Below are 16,895 nucleotides of genomic sequence, written 5' to 3'. Positions count from 1 at the left end.
TTTAACGTTTCGTGGTTCTATTTTTCCGGAAAAAGTGTGATTTCAACACGCCGGTTTTTGCTTTTATTCTCTTCCGAATCATTGACTTGTACAGGTCGCTTGCTCCCTATTGCAGCCCAGTGCATTTGTTTTTCCTCGACTCCCTTTCCCTGTAAATAATTAAATGTCACCCTGGCGCGGTATTCCGATAACGTTTCATTTTTTTTCGGATCACCTACATTGTCCGAATGTCCCACTATTCTGATCTGGCGGCTGTTGCTTACTTTGAGCCAGTTGGCTAACCTGTCCAGTATCTCCTTTGATTCCGGCTGCAACAAATGTTCACTTTGTTTAAAATATAAGGTGACATTCTTAACAGTATCGGGCAGTGTGGCCGAGTCTGTAAGGACTATCTTCTTCTCTACTACTTTAACCTCATTCATCACCGGTGCCCTGTAAACAGGCGGCTTATCCAACAGTGTGATCACCGAATAGTTCAGCCCCCGTGCCACTGTCAGCTGACTTGAATAAAACACCCCACCTTTGGCGTTGCTCACCTGGAGCCTGTATTCTCCTGGCTTACTTAAAATGAAAAAAGAGTGGACCCCTTCACGATTCATTCGCATTTCCTGTCCCGAGGCAGGCACTAATGTGCAGGTCAATTCCGTCTTCGCATTTTTCACGTTGAGTGTCAGCATCGTTACCTCGGGAGTCATTCTAACCACATATATGCTATTACTTCCGTCCATTTTTTCTAGTATCAGATTCCCACGGTACGTCTGGTAACCGGCAGACTCCACCACCATGTTAATAATATCCGCTTCTTCGAAAATCATCGGCTCCGATGGTGCTGCCGGAGTAATGTCTTTACATTCTCTTTTGGCCACCCTGGTAAATTCAAAACAGATGGCGGCCGATTCAACCGGCTGATTACTGAGCGCATTCACCACTTTGAAAAGTCTCGTCACTTTTTTCTTTCCACTCTGATTGGTATTGAGCACAAAATCCTTTTGCTCACTTTGCATATAAGGCCGGTCACTGGCCTGCTGATCGTTGGGGATCATTGGCAGCCGGACAAAAAAAATTTCGCCGGCCAGTGCAGATCCTGTCTTATCCAAAGTTTGCACCAAAGGCACGTGCAACGCCCTGAATCCAATTTTTTCAAAAATCAGCGACGTGGCGGAAGAAGGATATTGGCAAGAAAAAAAACCGTTTCTATCACTTGCATTTACTTTCCTCTTCACATTTTCACTGATTACGGATACAGTGGCATCCCCGATTGCTTTTTCTGAATTGATTTCTGTCACAAAGCCGGAAAGGTTTAGTTGTTGCGCAACACTAACCTTTGGAAATACGGATGTTAACAAATACATCAGTATCGTTGAACATAAACCAATGCAGCACTTCATAGCTCTCACTCGTCTTCAAGAACCCCAATATTGCCCAACAGAATCGACCAGTTGACCTGACTCTGGCCCTCAATCTCCTTTTGATAGGATTGTAATTTCACCTTCACATCCTTGCGTGTAACATCGCCATATTTCACGGTTTCTCCTTTTTCACTAAATCCAGTAAAAGTCTGGCTACCCACAATTCTTCCGTAATAGTTTCCATCCTCTGCCTGCTTCAACTCATTCACATATTCAATGTTGCTCCATTTGATCTCCACCTGTCCATAGGGAAGCATTTTAAGTTTTTTCAAATAAGACTCAATGCTTTGTTCAGTAATGCCTTTTCGGTTTTTGGACGACACCTTTATTTTGGAATCAGGCATAAACAGCTTCAATGCGTTTTTGATCGCGGCATCTCTTTCATTCATGGTGAAATTTTTACTGGCTATCACCTGCAGATAATCCGCAAACTGTTCTACCCGCGATAACGCTTTCTGGCTATATTCCTTCAATTCTTCCGGGTTCAAAACGGGTTTATTGACGGCCACCTTTGGCGGAGTCGGGGCAGGTAGTTTCTCTTTATCATTGACCGATGGCTTTGGTGCAGGCTTGGCAGCATATTTCCGAACCTGATCAAAAGCACCTGCAAGAAATGACTTGGCATCTTCGGGCTCTCTCAGTAATTCGTGCCGTCCATCCTTATATATGATGGCTACCAGGTCGGTTTTCCTAATGGAAGCCGGCTTGCCATCCAAGGTCAGGTAATTGACTGCTTCGTCTACCACCCTGATCGTGGCAGGTATCACCTCCAGAGGTGTTGATTTGATCAGCAAATCCGTAGAGGGGCCCGTTGCATTGTAAAACTTTTTGAGAGACATCCGCGATGTTTCCGGATCGGTGCTCAGCTGATCAATGATCAGATACATCCCCGCTGAATTAAACGCAACGACTACATTTTCCCGGTCCACCGTTCTTTTGTGTGGACTATCACCCTTCATCTCTTCATATTTGAGCTCCTGTTCATTGGCTTCAACTATTTTGTAAGGGAAGGGGCTACCGTTACTCCAGTAAAATTTCTCCTGTGCCCTGGCTCCAAACGCCGATAAGACACCGGTTACCAAGACAATTGCAAGCAGTAATTTCAAATGAGTATTGTCGTTAAGTATCATTGCTCTTTGATTTGGAAAACTTACACCCCTGGCGCAATTTTTAAGGATTCATGTTTCGGCTCCACACCTGTCTCACCGTCAACGCGAGAGATTAAATAAAACACCCGCTCCTATCGCGCCTACATTCAGTTTGACACCCGTCTCCGCAATTTTGTATCCGGTATTATCTCCAAGACTATGATAATATCTTGCGTCGATGAAAATCGAATGATTGGCGCGCTCCACCACGGTGGCGCTCAGGCCACCCACAATTCCGAAAATAGCTTCACCGGTACAGGTAGAACAGTTCTTTACATTACTGATTTTATTCTCGGAGCTGGTTATTTTCGTACTACCCGGCCCTGCCTGCATCGAGGCAAATCCGCCTGCCGAAATACCTAGCCTGGTTTTACTGATTTTGGTATAAAAAGTAGCCATCACGGGAATTACAAGATTATTTTGCTGTCCGTTTACACTTTTCACACCCTGCATGGTGCCTGGTACACGGAGGGTATAAGACGCCCCTGTATATAGTGCATCCACCTGCACACCAATAGCCTTAGCCCGAAAACCTAGTGTAGCTCCTACATTGTAGGCAAACCGGGAACCAGAGGAAAGGCTGGTGGTGTTTGAGGTTGCCGTTATACCCACACCAGCTCCCACGCGCAAGCCAGCAAAAAGGCCGGTTTTATCCCAAAAAAGAAGAGAAGCAGGTGCAATTTCGGTTTTAGCAAGAACAGGCTGAACAGATTGCTGCGACACTACCGGTGCCAGCGTAATGTCTTCCACATCCCCATTGTTCCAGATAATCTTTCGTACTTCTTTTTTGGGCATTGCATATAGAGGGCCCTTCGGATCATTGGCCTTTCTGTACAAAATATCGGTCTTGTTTATTTCGTCAATCACCACTTCCAACGATGTTTTATCAATTTTTTGAATCACATCCGGCTTTTTCAGCTTGACCTGTGCAGTCGCAAAAATGCATACGCCTAGAATCAGGCTAAATACAAGGGCGGGTTTAAGTAAACTACGCATTTGAGGCTGGTGGATTAAATGAGATCGTCGTCTAAAATTTTCATGTCAAAATTAGAGGGCCTCCCAATCCCGATCAATACGTCAATTGACGTATATTTTTAGAATGGAGCTTGAAAAAGATCGATAATGGCTAGTAAATGTCCGTGAAAGCAAAAATGGTATCTGCTGTTTCCAGACAGAGACATTACTGGAATGAAGATGGAGCAGATCCCATCTCAGGGCCGATACTTTGCGAGGCCCAGGAGGATAAAGAATTGTGAACTTTTACCTTTTAATAAGTTTATGAATCCCCTCAAATACATTCTAAAATAAAACTGTTAAATTTCACTTCACAAAAAATAGTTCGAAAGATAATTTTCTATATTCGTATACAGAGAAACTGAAATCATAAAAAAAATAATCATTGATAATCAAAATCTTACCTGTAACGATGTGCATACATCCATAAAATTATCTATTTTTTTCCCCGGATGCCTCCGCTATTTTTGACCCGGCAAAACGAGTAAAATTACCTGTTTTTAAAGTAGAATTCTACGCTAAAAAATATCAATTAACCACCTTAGTTTTGCATTTATTAAATCCATTATGTCACGCTATTCATTCACATATCAACAGGAAATCGGGCACCAGGGTCAAAGCCTGGTGCCTCATTATCCTGGAGGGAAATCAGGAGTAACGATAGGTCCGGGTTATGATATGGGCCACCGTAGCCCACAGGAAATATACAACGACCTGACCAGTGCGGGCATTGATCCCGAAACAGCCTACACACTTATTGATGCCGCTCACAAAACCGGTGGAGAGGCAGGAGACTGGATTTCGCAAAAGGGAGGAATTATCATTACGGAGGAACAGCAAAAGAGCCTTTTTGAGAACGTTCTGGTACCGGAGTACGAGGAGAGAACCAAGGCTCAACTACTGGATTTTGCACAAAGGCACGAGGGGTTTTCAGTGGCGGATGCCAATTGGGATAATTTGTCGGAGAAACAAAAGGAAATATTGTTCGACTATGTATACAACACCGGAGGGCTTTCGCGGTTTCCGGAATTAACCGCCGCAGTATTAACCGAAAATTGGGATGAAGTGGGGCTACACTATGAGCGTTTCTCAAATGACCAACCACTGGCATACCGGAATGAAATGTTTTACAGGGAGTTTCTGGATCCCGACTATATACGCAACACAGAAGAAACCACTGCCGAAGCTGACTTGCCATTAGCTGCCGATACACTTACAGCTGAAATGAATGACCTCTACTTCGGAGACAATGACGAAACGGTGGAGAAGGATTCCGACGATTGGTACGAAAACAGCTAACATCCAAGGTTCAAAAAATATCCTCTGATTTTTTAAACACTACACATTATGTCAAGCCAACCTGCCCTAAGAAATTCCAGCGCATCCAACCTGCGCAGTATCCGTCAAGGACAAAAGGCCTTGTTCTTTAAAATTCAAAATAGTACACCTGCTGATATATGTGAGAAATCAGGTTTCAACATGGTCAATCAGCTTCAAAATCAGCGTGAACAGATCGCGCGTGACTTGCACGACGGTATCGGATCTCAGCTGACACACATTATTTCCCGGCTCGACATCATGGCCTATAACCACAAAGGCCTGGAAAACCAGCTTGCCTCCTTGAGGGATTTCACCAGGGAGACTGTTCAACAGTTGCGTGAGACCATCTGGGTTCTCAATCAGCCTGAGATCACCTATGGTCAGTTGGTCGAGCGAATCAAGGGTTTACTGTCGCGTATGACGGAGGATATGGATTATCCCAAAATTGAAGTGGACGCCGCAGGTAATACCTCTCTTTTGCTCACCGCACCGCTTACCTCTTCTATCTTTAGAATCGTACAGGAAGCAGTAAACAATGCGCTTAAGTACGCCGATGCCTGTACCATTCAGATCATCCTGAAGGTGACTAAAACCACTTTGCATATTCAGATCAATGACAACGGAAAAGGATTTTGCTTCACAGAAGCCCGTCAGGGGTATGGGTTGCAGAATATCCGATGCAGAACGGAAGAGCTCGAAGGCCAACTGCTGATTGATTCATCACCGGAAGGTACCCGTATAGCAGCCTCGTTCCCGCTGCACTGACTAAAAATACGTCAAATGACGTATTTTTTGATCCCCATGCGATTCGTTACTTTGCAGAAAGGGTTGGTTATCATACCTCACATAACCACTTCTCCACGCTACATCCTGTAACCATTATCATCATGTCGAGAATTACCGTCGGACTGGTTGAAGATAATCCTACCATTGCCGCCAGCATGTGGGAAAAACTTTCTTTGAGTGAGGATATAGATCTGATCTTAAGGGCTTGTAACGGTAAAGACCTGTTCAAACAGCTTCCAACAACAGGCATTCCGCAGGTTTTTCTGATGGATATTGAAATGGCGGAGATGGATGGCATTACCACAACCAGGCTGTTAAAACAAAAACACCCTCACGTGAAAATACTCATTCTCACGATGTTTGATGATGACACAAAATTATTCGAAGCCATTAAAGCCGGCGCTTCGGGGTATCTTCTTAAGGATGAAAAAACCCATAAAATTATCAACGCGGTAACGGAAGTACTCGATGGCGGAGCACCCATGTCACCCATTATGGCATCAAAAGCGCTGGATCTGCTGAGACAGGGACCCAATGAAATGCACCTTCAGGCAGTTTCTAAATCGGCAGAACTTACCCTACGTGAAAACGAAATCCTCGAATGCCTGGTAAAAGGAATAAACGTACGCCAGATCAGCGAAAAGCTCTTTGTTTCGGATAAAACCATCCGCAAGCACCTCGAACATATCTATCAGAAACTTCAGGTAAAAGGAAGCCGCGAAGCTGTGGCCAAAGTAATCGGGCGAGTGGCTTGAACCATGTTTTTATCCATGCTGCATACCCCACTTTCCGTTCCAATCATCCATCCATTCAGATTACTTACTCGAAAGTAATCCCAATCGTATGCCTTACCCGGACCGTCCGCCCCGATGTACGCCCCGGTATCCAGTCAGGCATTGTTTTCAACAGTCTTATGGCTTCCTCGTCACAACCATAACCCAGTTTTTTGACAACCTGTATATCCTGCCGGGTACCATCGGTATTTACTATAAAAGACAACCTTACCACACCTGAAACAAATGACCTTTCAGCAGCTTCGGGGGTTTTCAAATGTGTGGCAAGCCACGCGTTCATGGCACCCGTCCCTCCCGGAAATCTAGGAAGATCTTCAACCACGTGATAGACCGCCTTGGTATCGGGCACCTTTGCCTTTTCAATGGCGGGAGCCTTTTTTATTTTTTCTGGTTCGGGTTTTTCAGGAGGAGTTTCCACTTTGGTCACCTTGGGTCGGGCCATTACAACAGTATCTTTCACCGGCGGTTTGACCGGCTCCGCAATGATAGCCGCAGGTGCTGCCATTTGAGGAGTCGCAGGCCGGCTGTTATACCAGGCTAATCCTCCTCCGATACTCCCCACAGCTATCATCGACGCTGCGATCCATTTTATTTTGTTGGATTTCGGGGCTGGCGGTGCTGGCTCCGGACGTATTTCTGGTTTAACAGAATCTACCGGCACGATCGGAGCTGCAACTTTTTCCTTCGGCATAATGGAGGTTTTTTCATCCATAGCTGCCAACTGAGGCCTTACCGGCTTTTTACTTTTTGGCAGAATCTGTGTTGCCTCCTCTATGGTCGCGTTTTCTACCACGGCCAATTTAATCCGTGCATGGAGTTCGTCTACATTGCGTACCCTTGCCTGCGGATTCACCACCAGGCAGGCATCGATCATCCTTCGGTAGTTCTCGGGCAGTTCTTTTAAATCAGGAATAAAGTCAAGGGCCACAACCCTTTTCATGTATTCGATACGACCCGACTCCGTGGCGATACTGATGTCATCAGAACGAAAGGGCAGCTTTTTACCATTGAACCACACGTAAATAGCGATGATCGCAAAACTCCACAGATCCGCATTGGGACGTAGTTCTTTTGCTTCCCATTGCTCCGGCGCGGCATAAGCATAGGTTCCGGCGCCCACTGTATTGGTAACGTAGGATTTATCGTCGACCTTAGCCTGCCGGCTGATTCCGAAATCGGTGATCAAAGGAATAAAAAAGCCGCGTCGCTCAACAATTAATATGTTTGAGGGTTTGAGGTCACTATGAATAATAAGCGGCTTCAACTTGTGCAGATAGGCAATTCCCTCCAGCAGGCCATCTATGATTTTTTGCTTTTGGGCCAATGTCAAAACATGTTTACCCAGCAACTGGCTAAGATTCCCATGCTCATAGTGTTTCATGAGTGCGATATCGTGCGTACCAATGCCGGGAAGCTTGATTCGCTGGCAGTCCATGTAACGGGCAATATTTGGATGCTCAAGATGCCTTACACGCTCATATTCACTCAGCAGACTAAACTCCTCCATGCCCGTCTGTACCTTCGACATTTTCAGCGCAATAAACTCGTTGCGCACGTTATCCCAGGCCTTGAAAATTTTTCCAAAGCCTCCCTCCCCGAGCAAATCATTGTCGGGATCATAGTCAAATCGGTCGGCAAAGTCGGAAGCGGTCATGGTCTTTTTAACAAATTTACTCTTGAAACAGAAGTTCAATATTTTCAGCCCGGCAGGCAACGCTCACTAATCCTGTTTAGGGTCCACTTTTTTAAGTTTGTCGGGCAGATCCGATTTTTCAGACTTTACAACGGGATCCGGTACGGGTGTTTCACTTTCAGGCTTAACCTCCTCTTCTAAGGTTCTGGTACGAAGGTCATCTACCTCCTTTTTAACACGATCCGGGTCTTTCTTTTTTCTTAATGGCACACCGCTCTTCACCTTTTGCGGCCCGGGTATTCTTTTCTCTTCCTTTTTCTTAGGCTTTTCTATCCCCGGCCTTGTGGTATCCGTTGTTGGCACGGCCGTGGCAGATACCTTCACAGGTACACTTACGTCGGTTTGTACTGGCTCCTTTTCCCAGAAATAATAGCCCGTTCCCACCAAAAGAACGGCAGCCATCATGATCCAAAAACGATTGGAGGATGATTGAGGCCCTTTTTCCTCCACAACCTGAGTGGGAGATTTATTTTCGGGTAGCAGGGGAACTTCCTTTTGTCCGGGATTCTGAAGCGGAGCAGCTCCTATCTCCACATGAGCAATTTTCAGGAGGTAAGCCGAAAAATTATCATTGGTTTTCCCCTCACATTCTTCTTTAATCGCTTGTATAATTTCTGATGGCGAAGACTGATTATCGGGATTATCACGCAGATGGTATTCCAGCAGTTCGTCGTAGAGCTGTTCGAGAACACCATCTGTACACATAAAAAAATAATCATTGGCCCTTACGTCGCTTATCAGCACGAATTCGGGTTCATCATTGCGCCCGGCACTGATCACACGGGTGATCACATTTCGTTTCGGGTGCTCCCTCGCCTGCTCTTCAGTAATGACTCCACTTTCAATGAGCTCATTCACCCATTTGTGGTCTTTACTTTTGAAAATAACCTTCCCCTGTCTCACCTGATATATCCGGCTGTCACCCAGATGAGCCAGCACAATCCCATTATCCTGGATGTACAGCAAGGTCATGGTTGTTGCCATTCCATGCGTTTCGGGATCGGATTTTTCCAGCCTTTCGAAAGCCTGCAGGGTATAGTCCAGCGCCTGTTTAACTACCTCCAGGGTCATTTCAGCACCCTTAAACTGAGCCGTGAAGTGACTCAAAGACTGGCAGGCCAAAGCACTGGCTACCTCACCGCGATGCTCGCCTCCAACACCATCACAGACCAAAAATAAACGATCAGAAGCCAAAGCCTCTCCTACCTGCGGATGTATGGTATCCTCATTATTGGAGCGCCCACCGGTCTCATTAAAACCAACTGGTGAATGAATCGTTATTTTCATACTGCCAGATTTCTGTTAAAATAGTGTGTTTATCTGATGATTACCGTAGGCGAATAGTCCGTATCCTGTACAATCCGGGAAGCGTCCTGTGCACTTGCTGCACTGATGAGGGTTTTAATCACCACCTTGGTTTTACCCATCTGTATCGTGTCTCCATCTTTTAGATAAACCATATCCTTTGGACGTAATGCCGCAGGCTGTGCGTTGACGTAGGTGCCGTTTGTACTCATTTGTTCCGGTGTTCCATTGGTCATTTTTACATCGGAAAGAAAAAATTCATACCCGCCGCTTCTGCTCGGTTTGACTTCCAGAATACAGTGGTTGCGGCCCATAAAAGGATCCTCCGTCTCGATCATGATGTCGCAGGGCCGGCTCACGCTTTTTCTGCCAATCACCTGTCTGCCAATCCGAAGTGGGTGGGTTTGCTGTTCGGCGTTTTCATCGTGTACGACCAGCCACCCCAGTTCGGACGGCCCCGATGCTTTGCCCATGGCTTGCCTGGGTGGCGCCTGAGAAGGCATGGCCGGCGCAACCGGGCTAACGGCAGGCGGAATCTGGGCAGGTCTTGAGGGTTGTGCCCCAGCCATCACCGGATTGGGATAGCCACAGTTTGTGCATTTTACAATCGGTGTCGCGGTGTTGGTAATAGTCAGTTTTGCACCGCACTTTCTACATGTAATATCCATTGGAAATAATTAATAAAACAGACCTGTATCCATGGCACCACCCGCCAAAGAGGGAATAATTAACTGTCGCAAATGCTTGCAGAAACAATGGCGGGCCCGTTAACGTCATGAAAGCACATCATCATCTTGCCGATCCGAATCCGCCGTAAAATAATCCTGATCCCCGTCTTCGTTATCGTCAAAAGTCAGCGCCTCGCCGGTTACTTCATTCGCTTCAAAGGCATTTTCACTTTGCGACAAGGCAGGTGCTTCCGGACCGAGACTCATCTCTTCCATAGGTTCCATTTCCAGGGAGTTGACGGTTTGATTGACTGTGTCATATACATAGCCCATTTCGATTTGCCCATCATTGTCAAAGTCAAGCCCGACCACCGGACCACGGTCGTCGGTGAGGTAGGTGATGGCATCCACGGTATTGTCCATATTACTGTCCATGCTCACTACGTACTGATCGTTTTCAGCATAAATAGAGACTGGCAAAGAACCCGTAATCTGCTCATTTCCGGAATGATTGAAAAACCCCATATCAGGCTGCACCGGTATATATTCCAGATGCTCAATGTCTGCTACACTCATGGAAAAGGGCTCAATTCTTGAACCGAACGTTTTACCGCTGGCCACCTCGTAATCGTAGCGGGTGTCCAGGACACCGTCACCATCCGTATCCAGCAGCACCATAGGCGATTGTCCGTTGATCCGTGCCATCAATATTTCCGCCTGTCCATCGCCATTTTTGTCTACGCCCGTCCAGGTTATTTCGCCTCGCTCAGCCACTACCACGCTTTGGGCTGGTTCCGGAATGGCTATTCCTTCAGATAAATTTTCGTATCCGGGATCAATAATGGGTTCAGCAGCTTCAAGCCACTTTGCCTTCTTATCCTCCGGAACCGATTCCCATTCCTTGTCTGTAAATGTGCTGTAATAAGTATCTCTCCATGCAAACAATCCCGCGGGCCCCACTTCGTCCCGGGCCACATTAAATGCTTCAATGAATGTAAGTTCATCGCCGACTTTGGTGGCCACCTCGGGGATTTCCGGAATTTCGAGCAGCGAATGATGGTTTTCCGGCGCTTTTACGACGTGACTTTCCGCTTGCGGGGGGGCAGCCTCTCGCTTTGGAGCCTGCTGCCGTGGGGCGGGGCGAGGTGCACTGGACTCCTCGGGAAGCACTACTTTTTCAACAGGTTCTTCCACGCCAAGGTCAAGAACCGGAGCTGTCAGGTCAGCTGTGGGAGCAGCGGGCAATTTGTCTATAACATCTTCATCCGAAATACTGGAAATCACAATGGCTCCCAGCCCGATCGCCAGTGCACCACCCGTTGCCAGAATGATCTTTTCTTCCCTTGTAAGCGTTTTCAGAACCGGCTTTTTCATAACCGGTGCAGCGGAAGCAGCTGCGGCTGTAACTACGGGAGCGGCTGGCGGAATGGGCGCGTTCATCACATTTTTTGCCCATATCTGGGTTTTTTCAAAATCAAGATTGTTCATTTTAGTAATGATAAATAGTGAATGTTGTGGGCTTAATCGGAATGCCAGCCGCGATTTATGGTATCAATGGTTTTTTACAAGCTCTGCAATTTTTTGTTTTTTCCAATAGTTCAAAAGGTTGCTGAATGAAAGTGTGACAGTGCGGACATACGTAGTTGATTTTGTACCAATCATCCAGGCCGGTGAAAGTTTTGCGCTCCTTACTCAGTTTTTTTGAACTCACCAGTGCACTCACTGCAAACCCAAGAGAAATCACACCGCCTGCATAACCCAGAATTTTGTAGTCACCGGGGAGCGCCTGCGCCAGTGAACCGATCACCGCACCCATCGGAAAACCCAATCCCTGGATGCGTGAATTCACCGCCTCCTGCGCCTGAATTTCAGCCATTCGATTCTTCTTCTCCCGGTAATCATCGCTTACTTTTTTGAGATTCCATGCGATTTCCCTCAACGCTTCATCCTGCGGAGTAGGATCTTCCAGGGGCGGCCTCAATGGTGTCCTTTCAACAATTGGTTCGGGAGCAGGGACGGCATTGCGGTTTAGAATCACATCCCACGAAATGAATGTTTGGCCCAGTTTGATCTGATTGATTTCTGTAATTTCTTTTCTGTATACCTTCAACCCATCCACGAAGGTACCGTTTGCCGAGCCCAGGTCCTGTATTTCCCATGTTTTAGTCACGGGATTGATCAGCGTCAGCGATGCATGGGTACCGCTCACATCACTGCTGTTCAGTACGATCGTGTTTCCTGGTTTTCTGCCAATGGTGATTCTCTGAGCGGGCAAATTCATACAGCTAAATACCTATTATAGTTTCGGGAACGAACCCGGCAATTATCAACTATGCAAGTAGTGAAAACTAATGATTCCAGGAAATACGTCAAATGACGTATTTAATTGAGGGATACGGGCTAAGCTGCTTTGAAAGTCATCACCGATGATTCAAAGCACGGTGGTATACCCCAGCACAGCATATTTATCATTGTTATTGACCGTGAAACTGATCAGTGAATTTTCCACCTCTTCGTCGGGATCCCTTTTTACCTTCGGAATAAGTTCAAGATCCCAGTCCACCTCTACGGGAATAAGCAGGCTACATAAAAAATGAAGCAATTTTTCACCGCTCCTTCCAGGAAAAAAATCGCGCATTTGCTCGTAATAGAGCGGGCCTATCCTGATTTTTAGCCGACGCCATTTCGGGAAGGAATTGGTGGCAAGAATGGCATCCACCCCCAGGACAATTTCACCCAAAGAACCAAAAGTCTCCGCAACAGGTATCCGATACACCTGATCCTCATAAAATAACCGAATGTCATACCCAAGCATTTGTGAAATGCAGGATTCCATCCAGGGCACGTTACCTGCCACCTGATGGGCAATGATCGTGAGATGAAACAGGCTGAACTGCTGCTCCTCGGACAACTCCAGCTCTCCCCATGCTGGCCAGAAAACAAGCAGAAATTCCTTTATAAAATTCTTATCCCTTCCTTCAAGCGCTTTTTTCTCAAATTGTTCGACCCGAACCCGCTGCTGGTTCAGTGCATTATCAAACGGCAAAAAAAATCGCCTGGCATCCTCCTCCTGTCTGGTTTCCTCCGAACGTATCTCGGCCCAATCTTCATTATTCTTTAAACGTGGTGTAGGCTTATGAAAAAGTCCTTCGGGAAGTGAATCGAAAATACCATCGCGCGGGGTGTTTAGTTTAAACCAGGATCGCCCGCTGAAAGGGTTGAATATTTCTTCAATTTCGCTGACATCTCTTTCGTAAAATAACGAGGAAGAGCTTTCCGGAGAAATCACCACATCTCCCGGACGATAAACTCCGGCTTCGAATAATTCGGCCAGAATCGCTTCCGCACGCAACCTTTTGACAGGCAGCTGTGCTAAAATTTCTTTGATATGATCTGTGGTAATATCCATTTAAGACAAAACGCCCTTTACCATGACGTTGATGGGCAAAATACCGGATGACTGCGCCTCAAAAATGTGACTTAAATGGCTTTGGTATTCCGACCATTGCTCCGTAGTCGTGGGCTTCTGAGGATTGGGCACCAAATGCACTTCCAAAGTTTGTTGTAATCCCTGATTCTCAGATGTCCCTATGGCAAACCCTTTGCGGATCTCTACATTTTTCAGCCTGTCGCCCAGCTCAGCAAAACAGGCCGCCTTGTAGTCTTCGATGGTTACCAGCCGCCCTCGCGTGAGAATGGCCTTTTTAAATACCGGCAAATAGTCGTCTCCCTGTAGGGCGCGACTGCCGCCCACGGTGGTTGTCAGCAACATGTTGGCCTCATCTGTAAAGGCTACATTCGTACGCTCCCGGTTCAACTTCATGCCGTGAGCGATATTATTGGCTTCATCTGCCCGGGTAGTCCAATACTTAATATTAATCCGCCCACTTTTTTCGGTGGTTTTTACAGAAAGAAACCAGTTGGGAATGTTTTCGCGCCTGATCACACTATTGATCCTTTCCAGCCTTTTCCTGATCTCTTCTACGTCCGAATCGATTTCATTTTGTCCGATAGACATAAAAACGGCACTTTCATCCCGCAAAAGCTCAACCAGATAAGTGAGCATTTCGGTGGCATCGCGGTCGTCGAACCTGGTTACCCCTCGTTGTCTCAGCAAATACTGGTTGGCACTGTCCCGGCTAAATTGCTGTACATTGGTGAGCCTGGCACCTGTTGGGGTCTCTACGTCGATCATACCCAAAAAACTTTCCCCATTTTCTACGCGAACAGGAAAAACATTAAAAAGCTGCCTTAGGTCAAAAGGCTGGCTGATTGCCCGCCTGTTCACCACCGGAAATGCGTTCAACTCCACCACCATACGCGACAGCACTTCTGATGAAAGACTTCCGGGAAATTTGAGCTTGACCCAGAATAGATCCTGTACAAAGTATTTGCTCAACTCTTCCTGACTAACCATAGACACCACAGCGGCAGGATACTTCTTCTTCTGTAACGATACAGGTGCTCCCGTAAGGCGGTTACGGCTGCTTAGGCCAAAAAAATTTGAACTATAATACCGCTGTACCAATGACTCAACCCGACCCACCGCACTTTCACCATCACCTGTAAAAAACTGAGAATCATTACTAACCAAACCCGGTGAGATATCCAATTCCACATTTTCGGTAAACATACGTACATCAGCCAGTCGGTTCAGATATGTAGCCCGCTGCGGATCATTTCGCCAGTCAAAAAAGAAACTAAGATTTTCGAAACTATCGATGTCCTCATCCACATGAAGCCCAAGCCACACCTCATTGGCGGGGATGGCTTCATTCATGAAATATTCTTTGGCCGGTGTACCCATTTCCTTAATCCGGCTCTGAATAATCATCGTGTTTACCCGAGACTTGTAGAGGGTGTACCTCCCTGCCGAACTAAAGAAAAACTCTTTCCCCATAGCATTACAGCTAAACGTATGCTGTGGCAATACCTCGTAATGGGGATCCAGAATTCCCGCCTTCATCACAGCATGAGCAGGCTGCGGCCCTGTGAGTACGTCGGGTGTGAGCAAGCTGGCAAGCCGGCTTACAATGCGGCTGCTTGAGTTATCAAGCTCATTGTACACCCCTTCGAGCCCGGTGGCAAAAGCACCCAGCAGCATGCCCACCAGCGGGTCGAAGCTCTCTACTGCGAGCTCACTTTCATCATAATGCCATAAACGCGCAATTTCCCGGATCATTTCGGTCCGGATGTATTCACGCGTTTTATATCGTTTGGGATTAGCGTATTGGGTCATACTCACCTTGTATTACAGATTGACGAATCTCCCACAAATGTTTGTTTATTCCTGTATGCTGCTCAATCGCTACGCGCCAGGGAAGGGCGTCGTACCAGCTGAGATCTTCACCGGCCCCCATGATATCACGCCGGCTTTCCAGTGTGCTGCCGTAACAGAGATCATGATTTCCTCCGGCGGAACCCGAACGGCTTATTTCGGCAAGACAGGCAGCTTCTCGCCGAACGATCCCGGAATGTTGCAGCCCCATCAAATGACCAATTTCGTGCGGGATTGTTAAATTTCTGAGTATGACACCCTCGTACTCCGTTGTTGTTCCAAATATGTCATCGTAATCCATATCAACAGCGGACGATCTGGGGTTTGCGAACTCTGGATTTGTTCTTCTCCAGGTATCATTGACGAATACTTCTGTAAAATACCTCATATTAATCGTGCAATGTGCCGCTCCCCGGCTATCTACCTGTTCCAAATTAAAACGGCAATTGACATGAGGGAAAATTTCAGGACATGTCTCCGGGCGCCAGACACTATAGACCGGCGGATTAGCCATATCGCTATCGACACCCACAATTGGCAAACGAGTATCGATATCCCTTGGAGTTCGTAACCAAAACTTGTTATCCCACCATTCTTCCCCATAGTACTGAAATACAGAACTGATATCATTCCACTCAGCATCAGGCCAGTTACCTACTCTAAATCTAGTTCCCTGATAGTCAACATACTCCGCTGCTGCCGTTGGATTTACTTTGTTCAGGTATATCCTTAGCGTAATGGTAAGATCATAGTTTTGATTTGCACTTAGCCTACTTAAAAACAAACAGGAATCAAAGCGAAATCCGTTTAATTCAATATTGCCCAAATATTGTATCATATTATTCAGGTTTAGAAAAAATCAAGAATATCTTACCAACCTGAATTTCATGTCCGGAAGCTTTTCTTTCGTTTGAGCCAGTGTACACGAGATGATGATCTGTATGTACCGACAAATACGCGGATTGCCGCCATCCACTTTCTCCTCCACATCCGTAATATCAATATTCACCTTATTGATGATAACCCTCTTTTCAAATTTGCGCAGATACTCCTCCACCGACCGTTTGATCTGATCCTTGCTGGGGGTATCACGTAACTGTCGGAAATCGTACCCATGAATGATGCAGCCATAGCTATGATCAAAAAAATACTCCCCGGGCCTCGAAGACAGGTACAGGGAAATGTTCTGATTTACCGATTCGGCAACGGACAGTTTTGGAATAACGTTTTCATTGACAAGCACTTCGGCAAATTCCCGGTACGTCATTAGCTTCATCAGATCCCTTAATACATCCACTTTCTGTCCGTTCATTAGATCCTTCACTGCCTGCACAGCTTCAATCTGATCGGATGAAAACCTTCTCAGCAGCTCGTCAAAGGAATTGAACAGCTCAAGCTCATCAATCAACCCACTCTCTGCGTTCCTGCGCTTCATCAACGCACCAAACGAGGGCGGAATCGGATAATAGTCGTTGTTCAT

The 16,895-nt window shown here is 46.4% G+C and carries 15 protein-coding genes; 3 read left to right on the top strand and 12 right to left on the bottom strand.

Annotation, left to right across the window (positions count from 1 at the left end; all coding sequences use genetic code 11):
* Positions 1 to 17: 17 nt before the first annotated feature.
* From DYADSP32_RS21405 to DYADSP32_RS21395, 3 genes are all read right to left on the bottom strand, one after another.
* Positions 18 to 1,286 carry an OmpA family protein gene (locus DYADSP32_RS21405; RefSeq protein WP_414617946.1) on the bottom strand — a complete coding sequence of 423 codons (1,269 nt, stop codon included), beginning with the start codon at positions 1,284 to 1,286 and terminating at the stop codon, positions 18 to 20.
* Between the two features lie 107 nt (positions 1,287 to 1,393).
* On the bottom strand, positions 1,394 to 2,539 hold the full coding sequence (locus tag DYADSP32_RS21400) for a hypothetical protein (RefSeq protein WP_149240849.1): 1,146 nt from the start codon (positions 2,537 to 2,539) through the stop codon (positions 1,394 to 1,396).
* A 78-nt stretch (positions 2,540 to 2,617) separates the two neighbouring features.
* Entirely contained in the window at positions 2,618 to 3,553 is a 936-nt protein-coding gene (locus DYADSP32_RS21395) for an outer membrane beta-barrel protein (protein ID WP_149240850.1), read from the bottom strand.
* 585 nt (positions 3,554 to 4,138) lie between these two features.
* Between DYADSP32_RS21395 and DYADSP32_RS21390 the strand changes: the two genes are divergently transcribed.
* From DYADSP32_RS21390 to DYADSP32_RS21380, 3 genes are all read left to right on the top strand, one after another.
* Positions 4,139 to 4,870, top strand: coding sequence for a pesticin C-terminus-like muramidase (locus tag DYADSP32_RS21390; protein ID WP_149240851.1), 732 nt, complete (start codon positions 4,139 to 4,141; stop codon positions 4,868 to 4,870).
* Between the two features lie 48 nt (positions 4,871 to 4,918).
* Entirely contained in the window at positions 4,919 to 5,656 is a 738-nt protein-coding gene (locus DYADSP32_RS21385; RefSeq protein WP_149240852.1) for a histidine kinase, read from the top strand.
* Positions 5,657 to 5,778: 122 nt separating this feature from the next.
* Positions 5,779 to 6,432 carry a response regulator transcription factor gene (locus DYADSP32_RS21380; protein WP_149240853.1) on the top strand — a complete coding sequence of 218 codons (654 nt, stop codon included), beginning with the start codon at positions 5,779 to 5,781 and terminating at the stop codon, positions 6,430 to 6,432.
* A 64-nt stretch (positions 6,433 to 6,496) separates the two neighbouring features.
* Here the strand turns inward: DYADSP32_RS21380 and DYADSP32_RS21375 are convergent, their stop codons facing one another.
* From DYADSP32_RS21375 to DYADSP32_RS21335, 9 genes are all read right to left on the bottom strand, one after another.
* Positions 6,497 to 8,125 carry a protein kinase domain-containing protein gene (locus tag DYADSP32_RS21375; RefSeq protein WP_149240854.1) on the bottom strand — a complete coding sequence of 543 codons (1,629 nt, stop codon included), beginning with the start codon at positions 8,123 to 8,125 and terminating at the stop codon, positions 6,497 to 6,499.
* A 66-nt stretch (positions 8,126 to 8,191) separates the two neighbouring features.
* Positions 8,192 to 9,451, bottom strand: coding sequence for a protein phosphatase 2C domain-containing protein (locus tag DYADSP32_RS21370; protein WP_149240855.1), 1,260 nt, complete (start codon positions 9,449 to 9,451; stop codon positions 8,192 to 8,194).
* 29 nt (positions 9,452 to 9,480) lie between these two features.
* Positions 9,481 to 10,137 carry an FHA domain-containing protein gene (locus tag DYADSP32_RS21365; RefSeq protein WP_149240856.1) on the bottom strand — a complete coding sequence of 219 codons (657 nt, stop codon included), beginning with the start codon at positions 10,135 to 10,137 and terminating at the stop codon, positions 9,481 to 9,483.
* Positions 10,138 to 10,242: 105 nt separating this feature from the next.
* Positions 10,243 to 11,625, bottom strand: coding sequence for a hypothetical protein (locus tag DYADSP32_RS21360; RefSeq protein WP_149240857.1), 1,383 nt, complete (start codon positions 11,623 to 11,625; stop codon positions 10,243 to 10,245).
* A gap of 55 nt (positions 11,626 to 11,680) precedes the next feature.
* Entirely contained in the window at positions 11,681 to 12,418 is a 738-nt protein-coding gene (locus DYADSP32_RS21355) for an FHA domain-containing protein (RefSeq protein WP_149240858.1), read from the bottom strand.
* Positions 12,419 to 12,568: 150 nt separating this feature from the next.
* A complete protein-coding gene (locus DYADSP32_RS21350) occupies positions 12,569 to 13,546 on the bottom strand; it encodes a type VI secretion system baseplate subunit TssG (RefSeq protein ID WP_149240859.1) in 978 nt (325 codons plus the stop codon).
* Positions 13,547 to 15,376: a type VI secretion system baseplate subunit TssF gene (locus DYADSP32_RS21345; protein ID WP_149240860.1), complete on the bottom strand. Its 1,830-nt coding sequence runs from the start codon at positions 15,374 to 15,376 to the stop codon at positions 13,547 to 13,549.
* Complete coding sequence (locus DYADSP32_RS21340; RefSeq protein WP_149240861.1) at positions 15,360 to 16,253, bottom strand: hypothetical protein; 894 nt, start codon at positions 16,251 to 16,253, stop codon at positions 15,360 to 15,362. The genes DYADSP32_RS21345 and DYADSP32_RS21340 overlap by 17 nt, the downstream gene beginning before the upstream one ends.
* A gap of 21 nt (positions 16,254 to 16,274) precedes the next feature.
* The gene (locus DYADSP32_RS21335) at positions 16,275 to 16,895 is read right to left on the bottom strand and encodes a GPW/gp25 family protein (RefSeq protein WP_149240862.1); all 621 of its coding nucleotides are present in this window, start codon (positions 16,893 to 16,895) and stop codon (positions 16,275 to 16,277) included.

Origin of the sequence: Dyadobacter sp. 32 (assembly GCF_902506755.1) — a bacterium.
Classification (GTDB): domain Bacteria; phylum Bacteroidota; class Bacteroidia; order Cytophagales; family Spirosomataceae; genus Dyadobacter.
This window is presented reverse-complemented; position numbering and strand designations above follow the sequence as displayed.